This window comes from Brucella sp. MAB-22, assembly GCF_025908475.1.
In the GTDB taxonomy this organism is placed as follows: domain Bacteria; phylum Pseudomonadota; class Alphaproteobacteria; order Rhizobiales; family Rhizobiaceae; genus Brucella; species Brucella anthropi.
Window position 1 is genome coordinate 2,132,349 of sequence record NZ_CP109782.1, and the last position, 18,400, is coordinate 2,150,748.

The window sequence follows — 18,400 nt, forward strand, 5'->3', positions numbered from 1 at the left end:
GAGACGGGGATTTGGGCGAGATCGAAACTTTGATTGCCGGCGGCCTTCGGGACCAACCGCACGGCGCTAGTTAGCCTGACCGCCTGGTCTCCAGATCCCGGAATGTGGCGGACACCATGCCGACCACGGATGTTAGCGAGTGCTCTTCGGAGAGACATGAGCCGCACCTCAGCGTGACGATGATGGAAGGGAACGGCCGCAGCGACGGCAGACGATGGGGTTCGCGCGCTCTTTCGAGCGCCCGTCGCCGTCGTCTTCAGTAAAAGCGGCTTTACGGATCAGTTCGCCGATGGCAGACTGAAGTGGAGAGGCGTTGTCTCCACAGCTTGTTGATCCACAACAACAAGTTAGAGTCAGTATGTTAGACTCTAAGTTAAGGGCGCGATTTCGTGTTTGATTTCCGCGCGTTACCCCCTGTTTGGGTTCCTGATAGCACGAGCCTCCGGTTCCCGATAGCACGATAGTCCGGGTTCCCGATAGCACGAGGCTATCCACAGGTTTTCCACAGGTCGGAGTGGGCTCGAAAGCGAGCAGCGTGCGCCCGCCGATCTCGGTCTCAAGGGAGAGCCTGTAGCCCGGCAGTGGCTGGCGCCGGATGATGTCGCGCAGTTCGAAGGCGAAGCGCTTGAACGGCGACAGGCTGCCGGATTTCTGATGGAGATGGCGGAAGTCGAAACGCCAGCCGTCGCGCTGGCGGCCGCCGTGCTTGCGCACCAGGCGGTAGAGCCAGCGGTCGAGGCCGCCCGTCAGATCGAAATAGGCGCGGTCGATGGTCAGCACGAGGGCATCGTCGATAACGGCCTGGTAGAACCAGTCCGGGACGATCATCTCGATGCCCTCGGGACGGCCGTTGCGGTCGGTGCGCTCCTGCCATTCGTTGATCCACGAGAAACGATGGCGACGGCCCTCGGCCGGCTGGCGGATCGAGGTGGACACCGTGGTCGATTGCAGCCGGTCGAGTGCTGCCTTCAGGCGCTGATAGTCGCGCACGCTGGTGCCACGCCCGACATAGGAAAGGATTTCGTATGGCGTGGCAGCCATCAGCCGGGAAGTGCGAAGCCCGGCATCGCGGGCTTCGACGATCTGGCTTGCCGCCCAGATCAGGATATCGGCGTCCCAAATGGTCGCCATGCCGTGATCGGGGACGGCCTCGACCCGGATCGTCACATTGCCGGCGACGAAATCGATCGGCGCGACGCGATGGGTCTTGGAAAGGGAGAAGAAGGGATAGGCCATGAGATCCTGCGCGTCTCGTGGCGCGAAGTCGCCGGGGAGCGCCCGGAACAGATCGAGCTGCCCACGCTCCGAGAGGGACCGATGCCGCGCCGCCATTCGAAAAACCGGCCGCGATCAGCGTGCGTAGCGGCTGGGCTGCGGAACGGCGGGCAGCGCATGGCGCTTCGCCGGCAGCACCTGGCCACGCGGATCGGAGGTCGAGGTGACAGCGCCGAGTGCGGCCCAGGCTTCAAGATCGTCCACGGCGTAGACGACACGCCCACCCAGCTTGCGATACGAAGGACCAGTCCCGTAGGTCCGGTGCTTTTCGAGGGTTCGAGCGGAGAGGCTGAGGAATTCAGCGGCCTCCTTGGTGCGAAGGAAGCGCGGCGGCAAAATGACGGGATCGGGTCGCATGGGGCGGGCCTCCGTGGGGTTGCAGGCGGCCGCTGCGGATTAGCGGCGGACGGCGACCACGGTGGCGGAGGGAAGCCTTCAGGGGGGATGGGGAACTAAGGGGGACGAAAATCCCCACCCCCGGCTCGCCAAAAACAGTTAGGATCGATGGCGGTGACGCAGCAATTGGAGATAACCGCCGCTGGTCATGGCGAAACTACCTTCGACGAGCCCTATGACGGCATCGCGCAGAGAAGATGTTTTCCATGGTTCGGCGGCGATACGCGCATCACCATAGATGGCGATCGCGATTTCGCGGTAAGTCGCCCCGTCCAGGCGCGCGTCGAATGCGCGCAGCATCTGGCGGATACGCCGCCGGCGCTGCGACGTCAGCCGCATGTCTGTGGGGACACGACGGCGAAACAGCATCGCGCAAAAGCGGCTCAGCGCATGAAGCCGATCCAACGCGGCGGCATCGAGGATCAGAACAGCGACAAGGATGCCGTCGGATGGGGCATCGATACGGGTGACTTCGAGGCGTTCACCGGCAACGTCGATCCGCAGATGGAGAGCATCGATGCGGTCAAAGGAGTGCGCGCGGATGAAATCCTCAGCAGCGGCGGAATCGCCTGAAGCGAGGGACATCCTGTGGAGTAGAATTGCCCCAGGGTCGGCATTCGGGGTCCAGAAGATAGGATGATCGATTGCTGTGTGCCGGGGATCGGCGGCGAAAGCACAGCCCCCATTGTTCGGCGACGGCACGAGCCTGATCGCTATCAAGTTGCCCGCGCGCAGCGAGGCTCTCGTAGGCTTTCCGGTAATCCTCGTTTCGCCGAAGGAATTCCCAAGCAAGCTCGGACGTCGTCAATCGATCAATAAAGTCATAGTCGGCGTCGGACCGCCAGTCATGTTGTTCAGGCATCCCCTGACCTCCACATACGCTTTACGACTGTGGGCAATGCAAGGGCTACGATCTCAAGTTGCTTTGGTTTTGGGAACAACGAAGGTGGCGTAACGTGATGCGGGTTCTGCACCACCTGGATCGAAGGTCAGTGAAGGGCGGCGCGCATCAGGCTGGAATAGCCCTGCTCGGCCATCCACTTCGCCCGAGCCAGATGCGAGGCGTAGATTCGATGGGCGCGTTCTGCGTCTTTCCTGGGATCAAGGCGCAAGACCAACTCGGCAACCTCCTGCCAATCCGCGCCATCGGCCTCCGCATCGAGAAGACGCAGATACAGCTTTAGATGCGCCCGGTCGTAGGCGGTGAGCTCCGCGTCAGCCGGCGGATGGTCCATGAGCAAGTTTTTGATCACACGATCCCCACTACTGAACCCTATCCAATGTATTGGTGCTTGTTAACGGATTTGTGATGGCAAAACAGAGGTGGAAGCCGCGAATACGACGCCTCCCTACAGTCGGGACAGGATTAGAGAATTTCGCGAACAAGCATAACTCCCACACCACGATCGGAATTGAGGAAGACGATGCCGTTGTCTTCGAAAGACCGACGAACCTGATCGCGTGTGGTCTCGTATACCTCGAAGCCGCTTTCGGATTCGAGGCGTTTGAGGGCGGTCAATGATACACGGGCCTTGTCGGCGAGCGTCTCCTGCGTCCAACCAAGCAACGCGCGCGCGGCCCGAGATTGTCGGGCGGTGATCATGCATGATCACCTCCCACATGGACCTACGCACATTCCAAAACTACGACTATTTTAGTCGTTCTTGGCGTGAAAATCCAGAAAAAACCCTATTTGATTCAGCGAATCCGGCGAACGGCCGCGAACTGATTCGGTTTCGGTAAACGCCGGCCTAGTGGCGCATGCGGGGCCACCGCCCGCAGGCGGTGGCCGACGCCGTCCGGCTCAAGCGAACGGGTCTATCTCCTTGATGACGGTATCGTCTTCTCCGTCGTATTCGGCGGCGGGCATCACGCTGAGTGTGCCGTCGCCGGCGCGGAAGACGACGATAGTGACCATCAGGGTGGCGGCGAGGCTGAAGGCGAAGGCGTGGGCATCTGCAAGGGACATTTTCCGGCTCCTGTTTGGAGGCGGGGACCATTCCCCGCTCGACAGGCGCCCGATGTGTTTTGGTCCCGGCCGCGATCACCGCCGAGGCGAAGCCTCGCGCGGCGGCATGCTTCGCATAGTCCGACCCTTCATGGGTTGATCGTGGAAGGCCGGGATTGAAACCAAGGTTGCGCCTCAAAGAGCGGGGTGGTGCGCGCTGACATGAGCTGGAAATCCCTGCATTGCCGGATATCCGAGCTTGCCGATGGCGCCACCCTGATGATCTCGATTATCCTTGCACCATTGGCGACAGTTGCGTGATGCCCGCCGCCGAATATGACTGGGCCGGATCAAGCTGTTCCCATTGGCCTGAGCCGGATGGGGCCTCGGCTCGGCAACACCAAGGCAAGCAAGCAGCGATCACGATATGATGCGAACATGGGAAAACCCGGCGGCTTGCGCCGCCGGGCCTTTGGCACCCCGCTCAGAACGGGATGTCATCGTCGAAATCGCGCTGTCCTTCACCGTTCTCGGTCTGCTTCGCTCGCGTCAGGAACGTGACCGACTCGGCGATGATCTCGGTGCCGTAGCGGTCATTGCCCTGCTGGTCGGTCCATTTCGTGTAATGGATGCGGCCCTCCACCAGTACCTTCATGCCCTTACTGCAATGCTCCTGGACCGTCTTGCCAACGCCGTTGAAGGCGATGACGCGATGCCATTCGGTATCCTGGACCCGGTAGCCGTTCTCGTCTCGGACAACCCGGCCTTCCGAATAGCGTGGGCGCGAGGTTGCGAGCGTGAAGTGGGTGATGCTGGTGCCGCCCTGGGTAGTGCGGGTTTCGGGGTCCTGGCCGATGTTGCCGGCAAGAATGGCGATGTTTGTCATTTTCGTATCTCCGTTGCGCCTCGGAGGGACCATCCCTCCGACGAGACCCGGCCAAGGCCGTCGGGAGATGCTTGCACTGGCGCTTTCAAGCGGCAGCTTGACCCGTAAGGCCCGGAGTGGGGCGGGCAGGCGCTTGCGCCAACTCGGTCCGGAGCCGCGCGGGTTGCGGTCAGAAACCGAACGGTCTTAGGGGATCAGTCAGTCGGAGGGATTGGTGCCTTTGAGAGCACAAACGGAGATATGCGGCGCAAACCATCGTCCTTGCCGGTAACAGCGTGGTGCCAGGCTCCGTGCTGAAACCCTTATCAGATCGGTGCGCCTGCAAGAGCCTCTTCACCCGTGACCTCATGCCGCCAGCCGGAAGGCCGGCAGTCCGGACGTAGCCGTAACGGCTATCGGGTTTCAGGCACATGGCGCCGTTCCCGGCTCGCCGGCTGAAGGAACGATCCAGTAGTATTGAGAGACGGAAACATGAAGGTGTTCGCGGTTGCCCCCCGCTATACGGATACCGGACCGATGCGGAAGGTGCTGACCGTAACATCGCGCGGGATTGTCGTTCGGTGACCGCCTTCCCCTGCCGGGCGAAGCAGGCCGCGAATGAGGATGACGAACACCGCGCTGATCTGCCATCTCTCATCTGGGCGGGTGACAAAGAAACGGCGGCGCAAGCCGCCGGTTTTTTCCATGGAAGCAGCAGGTCGCGCCCGCTTCAGCGCGAGAGGATCGCCGTACCGAGGGCGTTGAGATTGAGCAGCGCCGCAACGCCAATGAACAGGCCACCGGCTCCGCCGAGCAGGTTCAGCGCAACCGTGGAATCGATGAAGTTCTTCGTGACCCCGTGGACGAGCGCGTAGCCGGCGATGGTCGCGGGGATCGCGAAGACAGCAAGCGCGATCAGCCGCAAGGCCGGGTTCTTCGCAAAGCCCACAACGGCGATGACCAGCGCCACGGAAAGCAGCGCCGCGCCAATGGCAGCAAGCCCCGACATCAGGAAACCGGCCTCCATTCCATGAACATATTGGAAGGCGGAAAGCCCAACCATGAAGGGCAAGGCATAGATGGCGAAGTTATAGGCGATCACGCACATGGCGATCGTCAGGGAGATGGCGAGCAGGATCAGGGTCATGACAGCCTCCAGATGAACGGTTGAGGATCACGTCAGGCTGCCAGGAGATACGCTCCGCCTGCGACTATGCCAGTTCACCGTTGCTGCAAGGATGCTCCATTTGAGCCAGATCAATGGGATTTCGTCAAGTATTGGCGGCTGAAACAGCCGCCGAGCGGCGGCGCTTTACGCGCCGCCGTCGAACTTCATGACGGGAATGCCGAGATTGCGGGCCTTGTCCTCGAGATTGCCCTGGATGCCGCCACCGCCGAAGATGAGAACGCCGACCGGAATGACTTCGAGCATGGTATCGTTGCGCTTGAAGGGCGCCTGTTTCGACGAATACTTCTTGAAGTCCGGTTCGAAGGCGATCTGCGTCACCTTGCGGATGCCTGCCCAGTCGGAAGCGATCTTTTCGGCGCCTGTCTTGGCGCCGCCGTGGATGAGCACCATATCAGCATGCTTTGCATGGACCTGATCGAGCTTCGCCCAGATCAGGTGATGGTCGTTGAAGTTCGTGCCGCCGGAGACGGCAACCTTCGGTCCGGCGGGCAGCAGCACCTCTTTCTCCGCTTGGCGCTTCGCAGCAAGGAAGTCGCGGCTGTCGATCATCGCGGCGGTCAAGTTGCGGTGGCTGATTTTCGAGCCGGTGCGCGGCCGCCAAGCGCTGCCGGTGTGGTGCTCGAAGGCTTCTGTGGCGACTTCACGGAAGAGTTCCATGCTGTTGCGCCGCTCGATCATGGTCTGCCCCTCCGCCGTCAGGCGTTCGAGTTCGACCGACTTCACCTCGCTGCCATCCTGTTCTCTCTGAAGGCGGCGCTGTGCCTGCTCGTTGTCGTCAAGCTCGCGTTCGACCCGGCTGGCGGCGCGATGGAAGAGATTGACGGTTCCCCAGAGCAGCTCTTCGAGATCGGGTTCGAGGCGAGTGTCGCCGAGTGTGGCGATGAGGGCGTCGAAGATGTCTGCGACCGCGGCGGCGACGGTATTGCCCTCCGGCAGCGGTCGAGGATCGGGTTCGTCCTGAAACGGACGCCAGCCGTAGAGCTGGAGTTCCGTGAGGACATGATCGGTGGGAGATGAGGCGTGGACCGGCTCGAAACCTGCATCATCGTCTTCGTTCGTCATCGGGAGCGTCCTTTGTCTGGAGACCGCGCCCATCGCGGCCTTCGCAGGCGTCGAAGCTCACGGGCGGGACGGACTGGCAGCCCTCGCACTCCCGCGAGGGCCTTGATGGCCGGGTTCCGGCTATTTTGTTTCGCGCTGCAAAGGCGGCATCGCCGCCGGCGGAAAATAGCCGGGACACGGCCATTGCCTGGCCGGCCAGCTTGTGAGCCGATCGTCCTCTCAGAAGGCCGTGGGCGCCGCTCTCTCCGACACGAGAAGGATGCTTCCGATGATGAATGGAGGCGGCAGGTGGAGATGCCCTTCCGCACCTCATCCCCCGCCGATGTCCTCATCCCTCCATGAATCGGCTAACGTCTTCGGGGTGAAGCTGGTCCTTCAGAGCCGCCCGAAGGGCGTCGACGCCGCGCCAGCGCAGATCGTCGTTGAAGTCCTCGCCGACCGGCGACACCGGGATCGCCTGGATGCCGACGCTCGCTGCTCTGTCGATCAGGCTGTCTCTCGCGCTATCGCCTGCCGGATCGCGATCTCTGAGGACATAGAGCCTGCGCAGTGTCGCCGGGAACAGGATGGCAGCGAGATGTGCCGCCGAAAGCGCCGCCAGCATCGGCATGTGGGGCAAGACCTGACGGGGCGACAGCACGGTTTCGATGCCCTCGCCGGCCGCGAGCACCTCACCGGCAACGCCGAAGCGGGCGCCGTGCCCGAGAAGGTCACCCATCGCCCGCCTCGGTGTCTCGACAGGCGCCTTGCCCGAACCGTCCGGGGAAAGCCAGGTGCGGTGAGCGCCGGTCTGCTTGCCGTCGAGATCGGTCACGGACGCGACAATCGCCGGCCAGATCTCCGTGGGCGAATGCTCATCGGGCCTGTAATAGCACCGCGGATGGTAGCGCAGCGCGGAGCCACCGACGAGCGACGTGATCGCCCTGCTTCTGAGGTAGATTTCCGCAAGGGTGCCGCCGATCGGCTGCGACATGGCGAAGAGCCGCCGGGACGCTTCAGGCGAACCGATGACAATGTTTGAAGTCATTCCGGTCGGCGTTCTCGGCCTCGAAGGTTCGGGATGGGGCAGCGAGAGGAACCGGCGCGCTTCCTCGGCTACGTCCTTGAAGTCGATGAGGCCGAGCGCCTCGCGGATGACGTCGAGGAGATCGCCATGCTCGCCCGTCGCGCCGTCGGTCCATTTGCCGGCCGGGCCTTTGGCTGTGTCCTTCAGACGGACATAGAGGGAGCGGCCGGGGCTGTTCTGGACGTCCCCGACCAGCCAGTAATTGCCGGAGCGACGGCCGGAGGACAGATATTCGCGGCAGACCGCCTCGGCCTGCCTGCCGAGACGGATTGCCAGATCGGAAGCACCGTGACGGGCCATCACGCAGCCTCCCGCTCGCCGATGCGCTCGACCGGCCAGCGGTCGAGGAGCTTGGCGAGAACGACCGGCCCGTTGGCATCGACAGGCACGAACATCCTGAGCTTCCACGAGATAATCTCGTGGAACAAGCCGTAGGCCGTCAGGCGCTCGCGCATGGTGTCGTCGAAGCAGGAAAGCTCGATGCGGTTGGCGCCCATGACACGGACACGGCGAAGCTGGAGACCCTCGGCGAGATCGAGGATGGTGCGTCCGTCCATCAGCGCCGTGAAGGCTTCGTCGGGCGTTAGCGACGTCGTGCCGGTCGTGGTCGCTGTTGCGGCCCAGGCCGGCGAGACACGGCGACCGATGATGCGCTCACCTTCGTCGGTCTGAAGACGATAGACGCGGGTGGATTCCTGTGGCAGCCGCTTCCAGATCGGTAGCAACAGGCCGGCGACGACATGGATGGTGCCGTCGGTGAACTCCGGCACCTCGGCCAGCTCGGCGTCCCAGGCCGCGGCAAAGGCATCATGGTCGGCTTCGAGCCAATAGGTCTCGGCCATCAGCTTCACCGGGATGTTATGCCCTTCCATCGGCCGGATCAGGCGGACACGCCGTTCGATCTCGCCATCGTCGAGCATGACGCTCGTGGTTGGGATCTGCACCGCGGCGCGGCCCGACCGCTCGTTGATCAGCAGCATGGCGCGCGGATCGTCCAGATGGCCAAGGGCTTCGGTCAGCGTGACCGGCCGGTTGCGCTTGCGCTCGGTGATGGTCAGAAGGCGGGTTTCGGCACCGGTGCCCGGATGGACATAGATGGTCTTCCGGTCGGTGACGACGAAGCTCTCGGCCGTCAGCGTTTCCAGCCCGACATCATAGGTGCCGCTGGCGACCGCCCCTTCGATCTTGGCCGCGAGAAGCTGCTCGAACGCGGTGAAGAGGATGCCCTGAAGCTCGATCGTCAGCGCCAGCAGGCGATTGAGAAAGGTCGTGATCGGCGGCAGATCGTCCTTGATGCCTGTCGAATCCATCAGCTTCAGGCCGGTGGCGCTTTCGAAACGATCGAGGCTGCATCCCTCGACCTTGCCGCGGACCAGCAGGAGATAGAGCTGGCGCAGCGCGTCGCGAGCATAAACGCTCTCCAGATTGTCCTCGGGGCGGAACAGGCCCTGGCCGCCGGTCTGGCGCTGGCCGCGCGTGATCGCGCCCAGCGTGTCGAGACGGCGAGCAATGGTCGAGAGGAACCGCTTCTCGGCCTTAACGTTGGTGGCGATCGGCCGGAAGAGCGGCGGCTGTGCCTGGTTGGTGCGATGGGTGCGGCCGAGCCCCTGAATCGCCTTGTCTGCCTTCCAGCCGGGTTCGAGCAGGTAGTGGACGCGCAGCCGCGTGTTCTTCGCCGACAGCTCCGCGTGATACGATCGGCCCGTGCCGCCGGCGTCCGAGAAGACGAGCGCGCGCTTCTCGTCATCCATGAACGCCTGTGTTTCCGACAGGTTCGCGGAAGCCGCTCGGCTTTCGACCACGAGACGATCGATACCACCGGAACTGCGTTTCCTGACGATGCGGCGGGAGCGGCCCGTCACCTCGGCCACCATGTCGGTCCCGAAATGCTGGACAAGCTGGTCGAGGGCGCCGGGAACCGGCGGCAGGCTGGCGAGCTTCTCGATCAGGGCATCGCGGCGGGCGACCGCCTCGCGGCTCTCGACCGGCTGGCCGTCCCGATAGACCGGCCGTGACGACAGGTTGCCTTCCGAGTCGGTGAACGGCTCATAGAGCTGCACCGGGAAGGAATGTGAAAGGTAATCAAGGACATACTCGCGCGGCGTAATGTCCACGCGGACGTCGTTCCATTCTTCGGTCGGCAGGTCTGCCAGCCTGCGCTCCATGAGCGCCTCACCGGTCGAGACGATCTGGACAACGGCCGAATGGCCCTGCTCCAGATCGCTGGTGATCGAACGGATCAGCGTCGGCGATTTCATCGACGTCAGCAAATGCCCGAAAAACCTCTGCTTGGCCGACTCGAAAGCGCTGCGGGCGGCGGATTTCGCCTGCTTGTTCAACGTGCCCGTGTCGCCGGTGATATTGGCGACCTGCATCGCGGCGTCCAGATTATTGTGAATGATTTGGAACGCGCCGGCATAGGCGTCGTAGATGCGCCGCTGCTCCTGCGTCAGTTCATGCTCGACCAGTTCGTATTCCACACCGTCGAAGGAGAGCGAGCGGGCGGTGTAGAGGCCGAGCGCACGAAGGTCGCGGGCGAGAACCTCCATCGCCGCAACACCGCCGTCTTCGATCGCGGTGACGAATTCGGCACGGTTGGCGAAGGGAAAATCCTCGCCGCCCCAGAGGCCGAGCCGCTGGGCGTAGGCGAGATTGTGGACCGTGGTGGCGCCGGTCGCGGAAACGTAGGTGACGCGGGCGTTCGGAAGCGCATGCTGGAGACGCAGGCCGGCGCGGCCCTGCTGCGATGCGGCAACGTCGCCGCGCTCTCCTTTGCCGCCACCGGCGTTTTGCATCTCGTGCGCCTCGTCGAAAATAATGGCTCCGTCAAAGTCCTTTCCCAACCATTCGACGATCTGTTTGACGCGCGAAACCCTTGTCCCACGGTCGTCGGAGCGTAGCGTGGCATAGGTCGTAAATAGGACGCCTTCCGGCAGCGTGATCGGCTTGCCCTGCGGGAAGCGCGATAGCGGCGTCACCAGCAGGCGCTCCATACCGAGCGCGCTCCAGTCCCTTTGCGCGTCTTCGATCAACTTGTCGGATTTGGAGATCCACACCGCCTTGCGGCGGCCCTGCATCCAGTTGTCGAGGATGATGCTCGCGGATTCACGGCCCTTGCCGACGCCAGTGCCATCACCGATCATGAAGCCACGCCGGAAACGCACGGCATTCTTCGCGTCTTCGGGTGCCGCGCTGACGAGATCGAAGGTCTCGTCCACCGTCCACGAACCGGCGAGATAGTCGGAATGGGCCTCGCCGGCATAGATCAGGGTTTCGAGTTGTGCGTCGGAGAGCAGGCCGTGAATGTTGGTCGGTAAGTGTGGCCGGTAGCTTGGCTTCGGCGGCGCAACACTCGCCATCGCCACCGATTGCACGAGCTTGGTCGGATGCGCCGTAGAGCCGGGAATACGGATAACCTGAAGTCCGTATTCCTCGTAGATGGCGTCGGAGATACGGCCATCCTCGGCCGCCTGCCAGTCGACGGTCTCGTATTCGAGCGCCACGGCTTCGGGCTCGGCCAGCGGCGCGGAAGGAGCCGGCCTTGCGGCAGCGGCACGGTTCAGATAGCCGCGCACGGTGCGGGGCGCGGGCGCGGTGACCACAGGGACCGCGACGGACGGATCGACAGGCAGGCGCACAGGCAGATGCGTGTCGAGCCAGCCCATCAGCGTAGCAACATCCGGCGCGACACCGGGAGCGGCCGGAAAGAGAGCCGGATCATCGGCGGGCAGCTTGTCGATGACGGTGATCCGTGTCGGGATCGTCGTGCCGTGCTTGGCATAGACCGAGCCGTCGATCGCGGCGGAGAAGACGACGCGACCCCGCTCCTGCAGCCGGGTAAAGGCAGGAGTCCAGGCAACATTGTCAGGCGCGAAGTTCGCGCCGGTGATCGTCACCAGTCGTCCGCCGGGTGCAAGACGCGCCAGCGCCGAGGCGACGTGGCGATAGGCGGCGTCGGCCATGCGACCCTCAACATTGGCCATGGCAGAAAATGGTGGGTTCATCAGCACGATGGAAGGAACCAGACCGGGATCGAGATGATCGTCGATCTGGGCAGCATCGAAGCGGGTGACGGAAACGGCCGGAAACAGGGAAGAAAGCAGGCCGGCGCGCAGCTCGGCCAGCTCGTTGAGCACAAGCGCGCCTCCGGCGATCTCGGCGAGAATGGCGAGCAGCCCGGTGCCGGCCGAAGGTTCCAGCACACGATCGGCGGGCGTGATCGCCGCTGCCGTCGCGGCCACCAGGCCGAGCGGAACCGGCGTCGAGAATTGCTGGAAGGTCTGTGCCTCTTCGGATCGCCGTGTGTGGGTCGGCAGGAGGCTGGCGATTTTCGACAGGGCGGAAAGTCGTGCAGCCGGAGAACCGGCTTTACGGAAAAGCGCCTTTCCGTATTTGCGCAGGAAGAGGACGGTTGCGGCCTCGCAGGCGTCATAGCCGGTTTTCCAGTCCCAGGCGCCGGCCGCATCGGAAGCTCCGAAAGCGGTTTCCATTGCGGCGCGCAGCGTAGCGGCATCGACACGCTGGCCGCGCTCGAGATGGGGAAGAAGAAGATCGGCGGCCGCGAAGACGGAAGCGGCCGTGTCGGTGTCGGAAGCAAGCGGGAGTGACGCGGAAGCAGGAGCCGCCGCAGATGCGGAAATCATGTTCATGGGAACGACCTCGGGAGAGCAGAACAGGATTGAGCCGCGCAGCGCTCTCTCTCGACCGCACAGGCTCAAACCCGTCCCGGCAACCCTCTCTCCCTCTCCGTCCCGAGGAAAGACGCCCGACTACGAGGTGGAAATAGCCGTGGCTGCCATGACAAGAGCACCCGACCGTTGGGTGGGACGCTCAGCCGATAGACGTGGGTTTCGATGATCTCAGGCATCAGGATCACCTTCATCGAGAACCTGGGCGGGCCAACCATCGGTATAGGTCCATGCGACGGTCTCGCCGGTGGCGAGATCAAGGACGTGCGCCCCGCCGCCGAAACCATCGATCCGCGGGCGTGAGCAGGTGTTGGCGTACTGGAAACCCCAACGACCTGTCAGGCCGAACTCGGCCGCGCAGATCTTCACGAACTGGATCAGACGCTCGGGATCGCCGGTGACGTCATCGTGCATCCAGAGCTGAGTGCCACCATGTTCGGGCTGGATCGAGAGAAGGAAGCCCTCGGAAGGCGGTTCCTCCGAGGCGCCTTCCTCGGAGAGCTTGTTGTAAAGGTCGAGCGCGCGGGCGGCATTGTCGGGCGTGCCGACGTCGAGCAGGCAGGAGAAATGAGTGAAGTAGTTGGCCATGTCAGGCTCCTGAAACGCAAATGCCCGGCGCGATGGCCGGGCGAGGTTGAGGGGATGCTTGCGGCTATGTCAGAGGCGGAAGTGGGCCACGAGCCGCTGCGCGTCGGCGTGATGCCGGAGCATTTCGCGATAGAAGCGCTTGCGGGCTTCCCGCTTCGCCGGATCGCGGCGCGCGGCGCGGATGACGGCCCGGTTGCTGTCCCAGACCATGATGTCGAGCCTCAGATAGGTGGCGTACATTTGAGCCCCCTACAGTTGATGCGTTCGCACAGGGCGTCGATCCGGGTCAGATCAAGGCCGGCGTGAGCGCCGTCATTGGTGAGGATGCTCCCGAGCGGCGGATCGATGTCGCCCCGCGCAAGGGCGATCTGAAGAAGCCGGAGACCGGCCAGTACGGCATCGCGCTCCTGGGCCGTGACCGCGACGGTCAGGAACGCTTCGATGGTCTCGTCATCTTCGAGCAGGCGAACGCCGTCGTCCGCGTCGATTTCGAAGTCGTCATATTCCGACACAGAGCCGGTAGCGAACCATTCGCCTTCATACATGAAGCTGTTGGCGAGGCTTCGCGCCTGCTCCGGCGTCGCAGCCTCGACGACGGTTTCGTAATAGACCAGGGCATCATGGCGTGCGGTGACAACAAATTTCGGCATGGGGGACTCCTCAAATGAAAGCGCCCGGCGCGGGGGCCGGGCTGGATCGGGGAATGTGGTGGGGCGTCGGGGTCAGGCAGCCTGGAACAGCGCTGCCCGGACGGTCTGCCGCCAATCAGGATGAACCAGGCGGCCTTCGAGGACGCTGGCGCGGAAACGAAGCACGCGGGCGGTGCTGTGATTGTCCCATCCGGCCTCCAGGGAGGCTTCGCCGCGCAGCTTGCTCGCCTTTGCCACGACAAGGCGGGCCTCGCCGTCGGAGGCGACGGGATCGCACCATCGGATGCCGCGCTGCCACGGCTCGCCGGCAAGCACTTGCCGGTGCTCACCGTCAACGACAACAAACAGCCGGGGCTGGAAACCGATGGCATCGTCGTCGCCGGTGACGATACGGCTCTGTCGGGCAATCCCTTCGACGAAGGCGATCGCCTCATCGAGCGAGCCGCATTGCGCCAGTTCGATCGTGGTAACCGTGGAATAGGAACCGTAGATTGGATCGTCTTCCGGATACTCAATTTCTCCGAGGCAGGTGACGCGCAGGGGAAATTTCCGGGAGGCCAACAGAGCGGCAACGGCGCGCGAAACTGGAACGCCGGCATTCGCAAAGGTGAAACTGTTCATCACGATATCTCCGCGACGGGCGGCGGAAGCCTCTCTCCCGACCCTCATCCCGCCACGGCCAAACCGGCCCTACTCTCCCTCTCATCGCTCTCGCATTGCGGCCGTGGCCGGCATGAAAAAAGCGCCCCACCGATCGGCAGGACGCTTTTTGAGATTCAATCGATGGCCTGGAATATCTCGGACGCCTCGGGATGGCCGTCCAGATTGTCGCGAAGGCGGTGGAAGCTTTCCACCAGTAGGTCGGATTCGTATTGGAAGGTGAGATGCGAAAGCGTGAACATCGTGGCGATGATGCCGGCGGCCTCCGCCGAGACCTCGCCACGAAACTCCGTGAGGCCGCTTTCGATCCGGTAACGTGGCCTAGACGTCGGTGCGAGGAACAGCGGCTGATCATGATGCTCGTAGAAATTCCAGAAGCCGCCGCGATAGTCGTCGGGGCTGAGCCGCTCCATGATCGTATAGACCGCGGCCTCGGCGACGATGAAGAGCCGATGCCCGAACAGCGTCGGCAGGAACTTCCCGCGGCGATGATCCGGAACGAGGGTTGCAAAATGAGAAGTAGCGACTTGCGTAGACATGGAACTGGTTCTCCGGAGAGCGGAAAAGGACAGGACCGGACGGCGCTCTCTCTTTGCCCGTCCGAACCCATCCCGGCCCCGCAGCACTCTTCCTCTCAGTCCCAAAGTCCGTCCGCGATCTCGCGCGTGAGCATGGTCCGTGCCTTCATCATCACGTCCGTCACCGGACGTGTCGATATGCCCATAGAACCGCGCGCGTCGACCATTCTCGGTCCAGTCGGCATAATAGCAGTAGGTCTGTTCCGTGCGCCGGAAGGCCCTCATGTCGGATGCCCAGTGCGGCTTCGGCTCGACGACAACGGTGACGGTGCCATGCGTCTCCTCCCACGGAAGCGAACGCTCCGCGGGAGGATTGCTGCGATCGTCGGCGAAGATCTCGTCGATCGTCGTCATGATGCACCTCCGTCTTCGGGGTTCTCGATGAAACCGGCCGGATCGTCGGGATCGGGCGGCAGATAGAGATCGTAAGGATTGCCGTCGGCGAGATGGCCGAACGGCGTCATGACGATATCGCCGTCATCCGCGCGGCCTACGGCGCAGACGACATAGCGACGCTCGCGGGTGACGGCATCCAGGCACTCCATGAGTGCGAGATTGCCGTCGCCGGCGGCGCGAAGCAGGGTGTTGAAGTTCGTGCGGGCATGGTCGGGGATGGCCATGAGGTTTCTCCAGAAACGAAAAAGCCCGGCGCGATGGCCGGGCCGGGTTGATCGGGAAGGTATGTGCTCAAAGCGCCGCGCGGTTTATGGATTTATCGGAATGTACTGACCGAGAACCGGCGTCAGCGCGTCGTTGATCGCGTGCAGAAGTGCCGTGCGCTCGCCGTCCGACAGACGGGAGAGCGCATGGTCGGGGATGAGATTGTTGACCGCGTGGGTGGCATCGTCGATCAGGCCGTCGAATTCCTCGGAGGCGAGAGCGGCACTATCCGGGACCGCCTCCTGACCGGCCTCCGTGCCGTCATCGACGAAGCCGTCGATGACGACGACATCGAGCGTATAGCTGCCGATCATCGTGTCGTCGGACAGGAATCCGGCGCCCATCAGCCGCGAACGAATGGCATCGTCGGTGGCCTCTGCGGCCCAGACATATTCCTTTCGCTCGTCAATCAGGACGCCGCTTTCGTCCTCCAGGTCGAATTCGAGAGTGGCATGAATTTTCATCGTTATTCTCCAAAACAAAAAAGCCCGGCATGGGACCGGGCTGTGAAACAAGGGAGGGAAGACAGCGGGGCGACCTGAGTCACCCCGCCGATGCGACCTATTCGGCAGCCACCAGATGTTCGGGTTCCTCACTGCTGGCGCCGTCGTCCGCGGCATCCTCGTCGTCATCGCCTGCGAGGAAATCGGGCAGCGCCGCTTCGTCGCCGCCATCGCCGTCTGCCGATGGTTCCACGGCCTGATCGGCATCGGAACCGGCAAGACGCAGCGGCTCCGGCAGCCAGCCGGTATCCGCCAGCAGGCGCTCGGCCTCCTCGACCATTTTGGCCTTTTTCATGTCGGCAATCAGGTCGGCCATCCGATCACCGGCACCTTCGCGCACCGCTTCGAGAATGCGGATTTTGGGGACGCGGCCGAGATAGTTGACGGCCGTCGGCCGGAAACCTGCCTCCGCCATGTCTAGGCCGGTGACGCGGGCAAGGCGGTCGGCTTCCGCCATGCGGGTCTGAAGACCCTGTTCCGTTATGCCGGTCCCGCTGAAGGGGTTCGGCCGCTCATAGAGCGCGTTGATGCCGAACGAGACGCAATGCGCCAGCAGCGCCATGCGGCTGGTATCATCGAGCGCATGGAGCCAATCCCACAGCGCATCGGCGTCGGTCGGAAGATCCGCCTTCCATCCCGCGTGCCGCTCGGCGACCGACTTCGCATAGGGGCTGTCCTTGAGGTCGATGCCCTGCTCGCGGAAGTACACTTCCTGGACCGAGACTCGCACGGTCGATCCGGTGGTAGACTGCTTGAAGCGGTCGCGCACCAGCCGATGCAGCAGCGCCGTCATGGCGACATGCGGATTGGCGGCCACGGCGTCGCTCAGTGCCACGGTGCGATGCGCCGTCAACTCGATCACCAGCTTTTCGGGAAGAGGCTTGATCGTGTCCTCTTCTTCCTCGGGCTCGGCCGACTGCCCATCGATGGTGATGGTGGCGCGCTGAACATCAGGCGCCGCCGCACCATCCGTATCGCTGCCAGCTTCAGCCTCCGGCGTTCCGCCTTCGGCGCTCTCGACCGGCTCGTCCTCCGGACGGACCCAGCCGCGATCGACCGCAAGCGTTCCATCCTCGTCGATGCTGACGAAAACGCCGGCGATGGCGATGTCGGCGGGATCGTAGATCGCCGGACGACGCTCGAAAGCTTCGAGCTGCTTTTCGATCTCGCCGAGGCGCTGGTCGATGTCGGCGGGCAGTTCGTCAGCGCCTTCATGCTCGGCCTCGATCCGTTCATATTCGTCGCGAAGCGCCTGGCGGGCAGCCCGCTCCTCCTCGGTGAGATCGGCGAAGGTGAAGCCGAGCGAGCGCAGGCCGTGATCGTGGCCGTAGGGAAGATTGATATCGACCGTGATCCACTTCCAGCCCTCGGCCGAGATCTCGTCAGCGATGGTCTTCAGCTTCTCGGCAACCAGCCGGTCGAGAAGCGGCACGTCGTCGAGCCAGCCGTTTTCCTCATCGTCGAAGAGGTAGCGCGGCAGCACCGGGCCACCCGCTGCCATATAGGCGTCGATGCCGACGAAGGCCGCACGCCTGTCGGAAACCGGAACGCTGGTTTCGGTCAGTATGTTGCGGATGCGCCAGGGCTCGCGGTAGTGGGACTGCTGGAGGGCCTCCCAGACCTGCTCCTGGCGCTCGTGATGCGGATTCGCGGTGAACGCCTCCAGTTGCGCCAGCGTCATGCTGTTCTGGGCATAGGCTTCGTGCAGCACCGGCGAGACCTTGGCGAGCGCCATGCGCTGGTCGACATAGCGCTCGGTGGTGAAGTAGGCGCTGGCGACTTCTGCCTTGGTCATGCCGCCATCGACCATGCGCTTGAACGCCTTGAACTGGTCGAGCGGATGGAGCGCGCGCCGGAAGGTGTTCTCGGCGAGCGAGTCGTCGACAGCGCTGGTCTTCGCATCGGCCTTCTTGACGATGCAGGGAACGAGGCCATCGGCCGGGAAGCGCCCGGTCTCGACCAACCGCGCGACGGACCTGTAGCGGCGACCGCCGGCCGGGGTCTCGAAATCGCCGGTTTCGTTGCCGTCAGCATCAAGGATGGCGCGGACATTGAGACCCTGCACGAGGTCCTCGCGGCGGTCGATGTCCTGGGTGAGTTCGTCAAGGCCGGCTTCGACGTCGACTTCCCGCACGTTGTCGGCCGAGAGGTGGATGCGATTGAACGGAATGTCGCGCGACCGCGAGAAGACAATGATTGCAGGTGCGGACTTTTTCTTGGCAGCTCTTGCCATGGTGGGTTACTCCATGACGGGCAGCCGAGAGACTCTCTC

The 18,400-nt window shown here is 63.4% G+C and carries 21 protein-coding genes; all 21 read right to left on the bottom strand.

The genetic code is table 11. The annotated features are described in order from the left end of the window. Positions 1-168: 168 nt before the first annotated feature. Positions 169-1,332 carry a replication initiator protein A gene (locus OHI65_RS19830; RefSeq protein WP_125301525.1) on the bottom strand — a complete coding sequence of 388 codons (1,164 nt, stop codon included), beginning with the start codon at positions 1,330-1,332 and terminating at the stop codon, positions 169-171. Between the two features lie 18 nt (positions 1,333-1,350). Then, positions 1,351-1,632, bottom strand: coding sequence for a helix-turn-helix transcriptional regulator (locus OHI65_RS19835; protein ID WP_125301527.1), 282 nt, complete (start codon positions 1,630-1,632; stop codon positions 1,351-1,353). Between the two features lie 138 nt (positions 1,633-1,770). Next, positions 1,771-2,256 carry a DUF2285 domain-containing protein gene (locus tag OHI65_RS22970; protein WP_312620006.1) on the bottom strand — a complete coding sequence of 162 codons (486 nt, stop codon included), beginning with the start codon at positions 2,254-2,256 and terminating at the stop codon, positions 1,771-1,773. Then, positions 2,222-2,533: a transcriptional regulator domain-containing protein gene (locus OHI65_RS19845; protein WP_235824442.1), complete on the bottom strand. Its 312-nt coding sequence runs from the start codon at positions 2,531-2,533 to the stop codon at positions 2,222-2,224. Before OHI65_RS19845 ends, OHI65_RS22970 begins: the two co-directional genes overlap by 35 nt. Positions 2,534-2,660: 127 nt before the next feature. Continuing rightward, positions 2,661-2,906: a DNA -binding domain-containing protein gene (locus OHI65_RS19850; protein WP_097143165.1), complete on the bottom strand. Its 246-nt coding sequence runs from the start codon at positions 2,904-2,906 to the stop codon at positions 2,661-2,663. 131 nt (positions 2,907-3,037) lie between these two features. Beyond that, positions 3,038-3,274 (bottom strand): helix-turn-helix domain-containing protein, encoded by a 237-nt coding sequence (locus tag OHI65_RS19855; RefSeq protein ID WP_097143166.1) that lies wholly within the window; start codon positions 3,272-3,274, stop codon positions 3,038-3,040. 201 nt (positions 3,275-3,475) lie between these two features. Then, on the bottom strand, positions 3,476-3,640 hold the full coding sequence (locus OHI65_RS19860; RefSeq protein ID WP_185758011.1) for a hypothetical protein: 165 nt from the start codon (positions 3,638-3,640) through the stop codon (positions 3,476-3,478). A 463-nt stretch (positions 3,641-4,103) separates the two neighbouring features. Then, entirely contained in the window at positions 4,104-4,505 is a 402-nt protein-coding gene (locus OHI65_RS19865; protein ID WP_125301529.1) for a single-stranded DNA-binding protein, read from the bottom strand. A 497-nt stretch (positions 4,506-5,002) separates the two neighbouring features. Beyond that, complete coding sequence (locus OHI65_RS19870) at positions 5,003-5,191, bottom strand: hypothetical protein (protein ID WP_125301531.1); 189 nt, start codon at positions 5,189-5,191, stop codon at positions 5,003-5,005. 23 nt (positions 5,192-5,214) lie between these two features. Further along, positions 5,215-5,631, bottom strand: coding sequence for a hypothetical protein (locus tag OHI65_RS19875; protein ID WP_125301533.1), 417 nt, complete (start codon positions 5,629-5,631; stop codon positions 5,215-5,217). A 165-nt stretch (positions 5,632-5,796) separates the two neighbouring features. Beyond that, positions 5,797-6,735, bottom strand: a complete 939-nt coding sequence (locus tag OHI65_RS19880; RefSeq protein ID WP_125301535.1) for a DUF2493 domain-containing protein — start codon at positions 6,733-6,735, stop codon at positions 5,797-5,799. A gap of 328 nt (positions 6,736-7,063) precedes the next feature. Then, positions 7,064-8,101 (bottom strand): toprim domain-containing protein, encoded by a 1,038-nt coding sequence (locus OHI65_RS19885; protein WP_125301537.1) that lies wholly within the window; start codon positions 8,099-8,101, stop codon positions 7,064-7,066. Further along, positions 8,101-12,450 (bottom strand): bifunctional class I SAM-dependent methyltransferase/DEAD/DEAH box helicase, encoded by a 4,350-nt coding sequence (locus OHI65_RS19890; RefSeq protein ID WP_125301539.1) that lies wholly within the window; start codon positions 12,448-12,450, stop codon positions 8,101-8,103. The genes OHI65_RS19885 and OHI65_RS19890 overlap by 1 nt, the downstream gene beginning before the upstream one ends. A 210-nt stretch (positions 12,451-12,660) precedes the next feature. After that, a complete protein-coding gene (locus tag OHI65_RS19895; protein ID WP_125301541.1) occupies positions 12,661-13,077 on the bottom strand; it encodes a hypothetical protein in 417 nt (138 codons plus the stop codon). A gap of 69 nt (positions 13,078-13,146) precedes the next feature. After that, entirely contained in the window at positions 13,147-13,317 is a 171-nt protein-coding gene (locus OHI65_RS19900; protein WP_185758012.1) for a hypothetical protein, read from the bottom strand. Then, a complete protein-coding gene (locus OHI65_RS19905) occupies positions 13,299-13,727 on the bottom strand; it encodes a hypothetical protein (RefSeq protein ID WP_097143175.1) in 429 nt (142 codons plus the stop codon). Before OHI65_RS19905 ends, OHI65_RS19900 begins: the two co-directional genes overlap by 19 nt. Positions 13,728-13,799: 72 nt before the next feature. Beyond that, positions 13,800-14,351, bottom strand: coding sequence for a hypothetical protein (locus OHI65_RS19910; protein WP_264358777.1), 552 nt, complete (start codon positions 14,349-14,351; stop codon positions 13,800-13,802). A gap of 152 nt (positions 14,352-14,503) precedes the next feature. Further along, entirely contained in the window at positions 14,504-14,926 is a 423-nt protein-coding gene (locus OHI65_RS19915; protein WP_097143177.1) for an antirestriction protein, read from the bottom strand. Between the two features lie 389 nt (positions 14,927-15,315). After that, positions 15,316-15,585 carry a DUF6117 family protein gene (locus OHI65_RS19925; protein WP_097143178.1) on the bottom strand — a complete coding sequence of 90 codons (270 nt, stop codon included), beginning with the start codon at positions 15,583-15,585 and terminating at the stop codon, positions 15,316-15,318. Positions 15,586-15,669: 84 nt separating this feature from the next. Next, positions 15,670-16,089: a hypothetical protein gene (locus tag OHI65_RS19930; RefSeq protein ID WP_097143179.1), complete on the bottom strand. Its 420-nt coding sequence runs from the start codon at positions 16,087-16,089 to the stop codon at positions 15,670-15,672. A 97-nt stretch (positions 16,090-16,186) separates the two neighbouring features. Then, positions 16,187-18,361, bottom strand: a complete 2,175-nt coding sequence (locus OHI65_RS19935; protein WP_097143180.1) for a ParB/RepB/Spo0J family partition protein — start codon at positions 18,359-18,361, stop codon at positions 16,187-16,189. Positions 18,362-18,400: the final 39 nt, after the last annotated feature.

What these genes read in the sequence shown, in the direction of transcription:
- OHI65_RS19875 (WP_125301533.1), bottom strand. Translation starts at nt 5,631, where the DNA reads ATGACCCTGATCCTGCTCGCCATCTCCCTGACGATCGCCATGTGCGTG.
- OHI65_RS19905 (WP_097143175.1), bottom strand. Translation starts at nt 13,727, where the DNA reads ATGCCGAAATTTGTTGTCACCGCACGCCATGATGCCCTGGTCTATTAC.
- OHI65_RS19915 (WP_097143177.1), bottom strand. Translation starts at nt 14,926, where the DNA reads ATGTCTACGCAAGTCGCTACTTCTCATTTTGCAACCCTCGTTCCGGAT.
- OHI65_RS19925 (WP_097143178.1), bottom strand. Translation starts at nt 15,585, where the DNA reads ATGGCCATCCCCGACCATGCCCGCACGAACTTCAACACCCTGCTTCGC.
- OHI65_RS19835 (WP_125301527.1), bottom strand. Translation starts at nt 1,632, where the DNA reads ATGCGACCCGATCCCGTCATTTTGCCGCCGCGCTTCCTTCGCACCAAG.
- OHI65_RS19865 (WP_125301529.1), bottom strand. Translation starts at nt 4,505, where the DNA reads ATGACAAACATCGCCATTCTTGCCGGCAACATCGGCCAGGACCCCGAA.
- OHI65_RS19845 (WP_235824442.1), bottom strand. Translation starts at nt 2,533, where the DNA reads ATGCCTGAACAACATGACTGGCGGTCCGACGCCGACTATGACTTTATT.
- OHI65_RS19880 (WP_125301535.1), bottom strand. Translation starts at nt 6,735, where the DNA reads ATGACGAACGAAGACGATGATGCAGGTTTCGAGCCGGTCCACGCCTCA.
- OHI65_RS19860 (WP_185758011.1), bottom strand. Translation starts at nt 3,640, where the DNA reads ATGTCCCTTGCAGATGCCCACGCCTTCGCCTTCAGCCTCGCCGCCACC.
- OHI65_RS19890 (WP_125301539.1), bottom strand. Translation starts at nt 12,450, where the DNA reads ATGAACATGATTTCCGCATCTGCGGCGGCTCCTGCTTCCGCGTCACTC.
- OHI65_RS19935 (WP_097143180.1), bottom strand. Translation starts at nt 18,361, where the DNA reads ATGGCAAGAGCTGCCAAGAAAAAGTCCGCACCTGCAATCATTGTCTTC.
- OHI65_RS19870 (WP_125301531.1), bottom strand. Translation starts at nt 5,191, where the DNA reads ATGGAAAAAACCGGCGGCTTGCGCCGCCGTTTCTTTGTCACCCGCCCA.
- OHI65_RS19855 (WP_097143166.1), bottom strand. Translation starts at nt 3,274, where the DNA reads ATGATCACCGCCCGACAATCTCGGGCCGCGCGCGCGTTGCTTGGTTGG.
- OHI65_RS22970 (WP_312620006.1), bottom strand. Translation starts at nt 2,256, where the DNA reads ATGTCCCTCGCTTCAGGCGATTCCGCCGCTGCTGAGGATTTCATCCGC.
- OHI65_RS19830 (WP_125301525.1), bottom strand. Translation starts at nt 1,332, where the DNA reads ATGGCGGCGCGGCATCGGTCCCTCTCGGAGCGTGGGCAGCTCGATCTG.
- OHI65_RS19850 (WP_097143165.1), bottom strand. Translation starts at nt 2,906, where the DNA reads ATGGACCATCCGCCGGCTGACGCGGAGCTCACCGCCTACGACCGGGCG.
- OHI65_RS19900 (WP_185758012.1), bottom strand. Translation starts at nt 13,317, where the DNA reads ATGTACGCCACCTATCTGAGGCTCGACATCATGGTCTGGGACAGCAAC.
- OHI65_RS19895 (WP_125301541.1), bottom strand. Translation starts at nt 13,077, where the DNA reads ATGGCCAACTACTTCACTCATTTCTCCTGCCTGCTCGACGTCGGCACG.
- OHI65_RS19930 (WP_097143179.1), bottom strand. Translation starts at nt 16,089, where the DNA reads ATGAAAATTCATGCCACTCTCGAATTCGACCTGGAGGACGAAAGCGGC.
- OHI65_RS19885 (WP_125301537.1), bottom strand. Translation starts at nt 8,101, where the DNA reads ATGGCCCGTCACGGTGCTTCCGATCTGGCAATCCGTCTCGGCAGGCAG.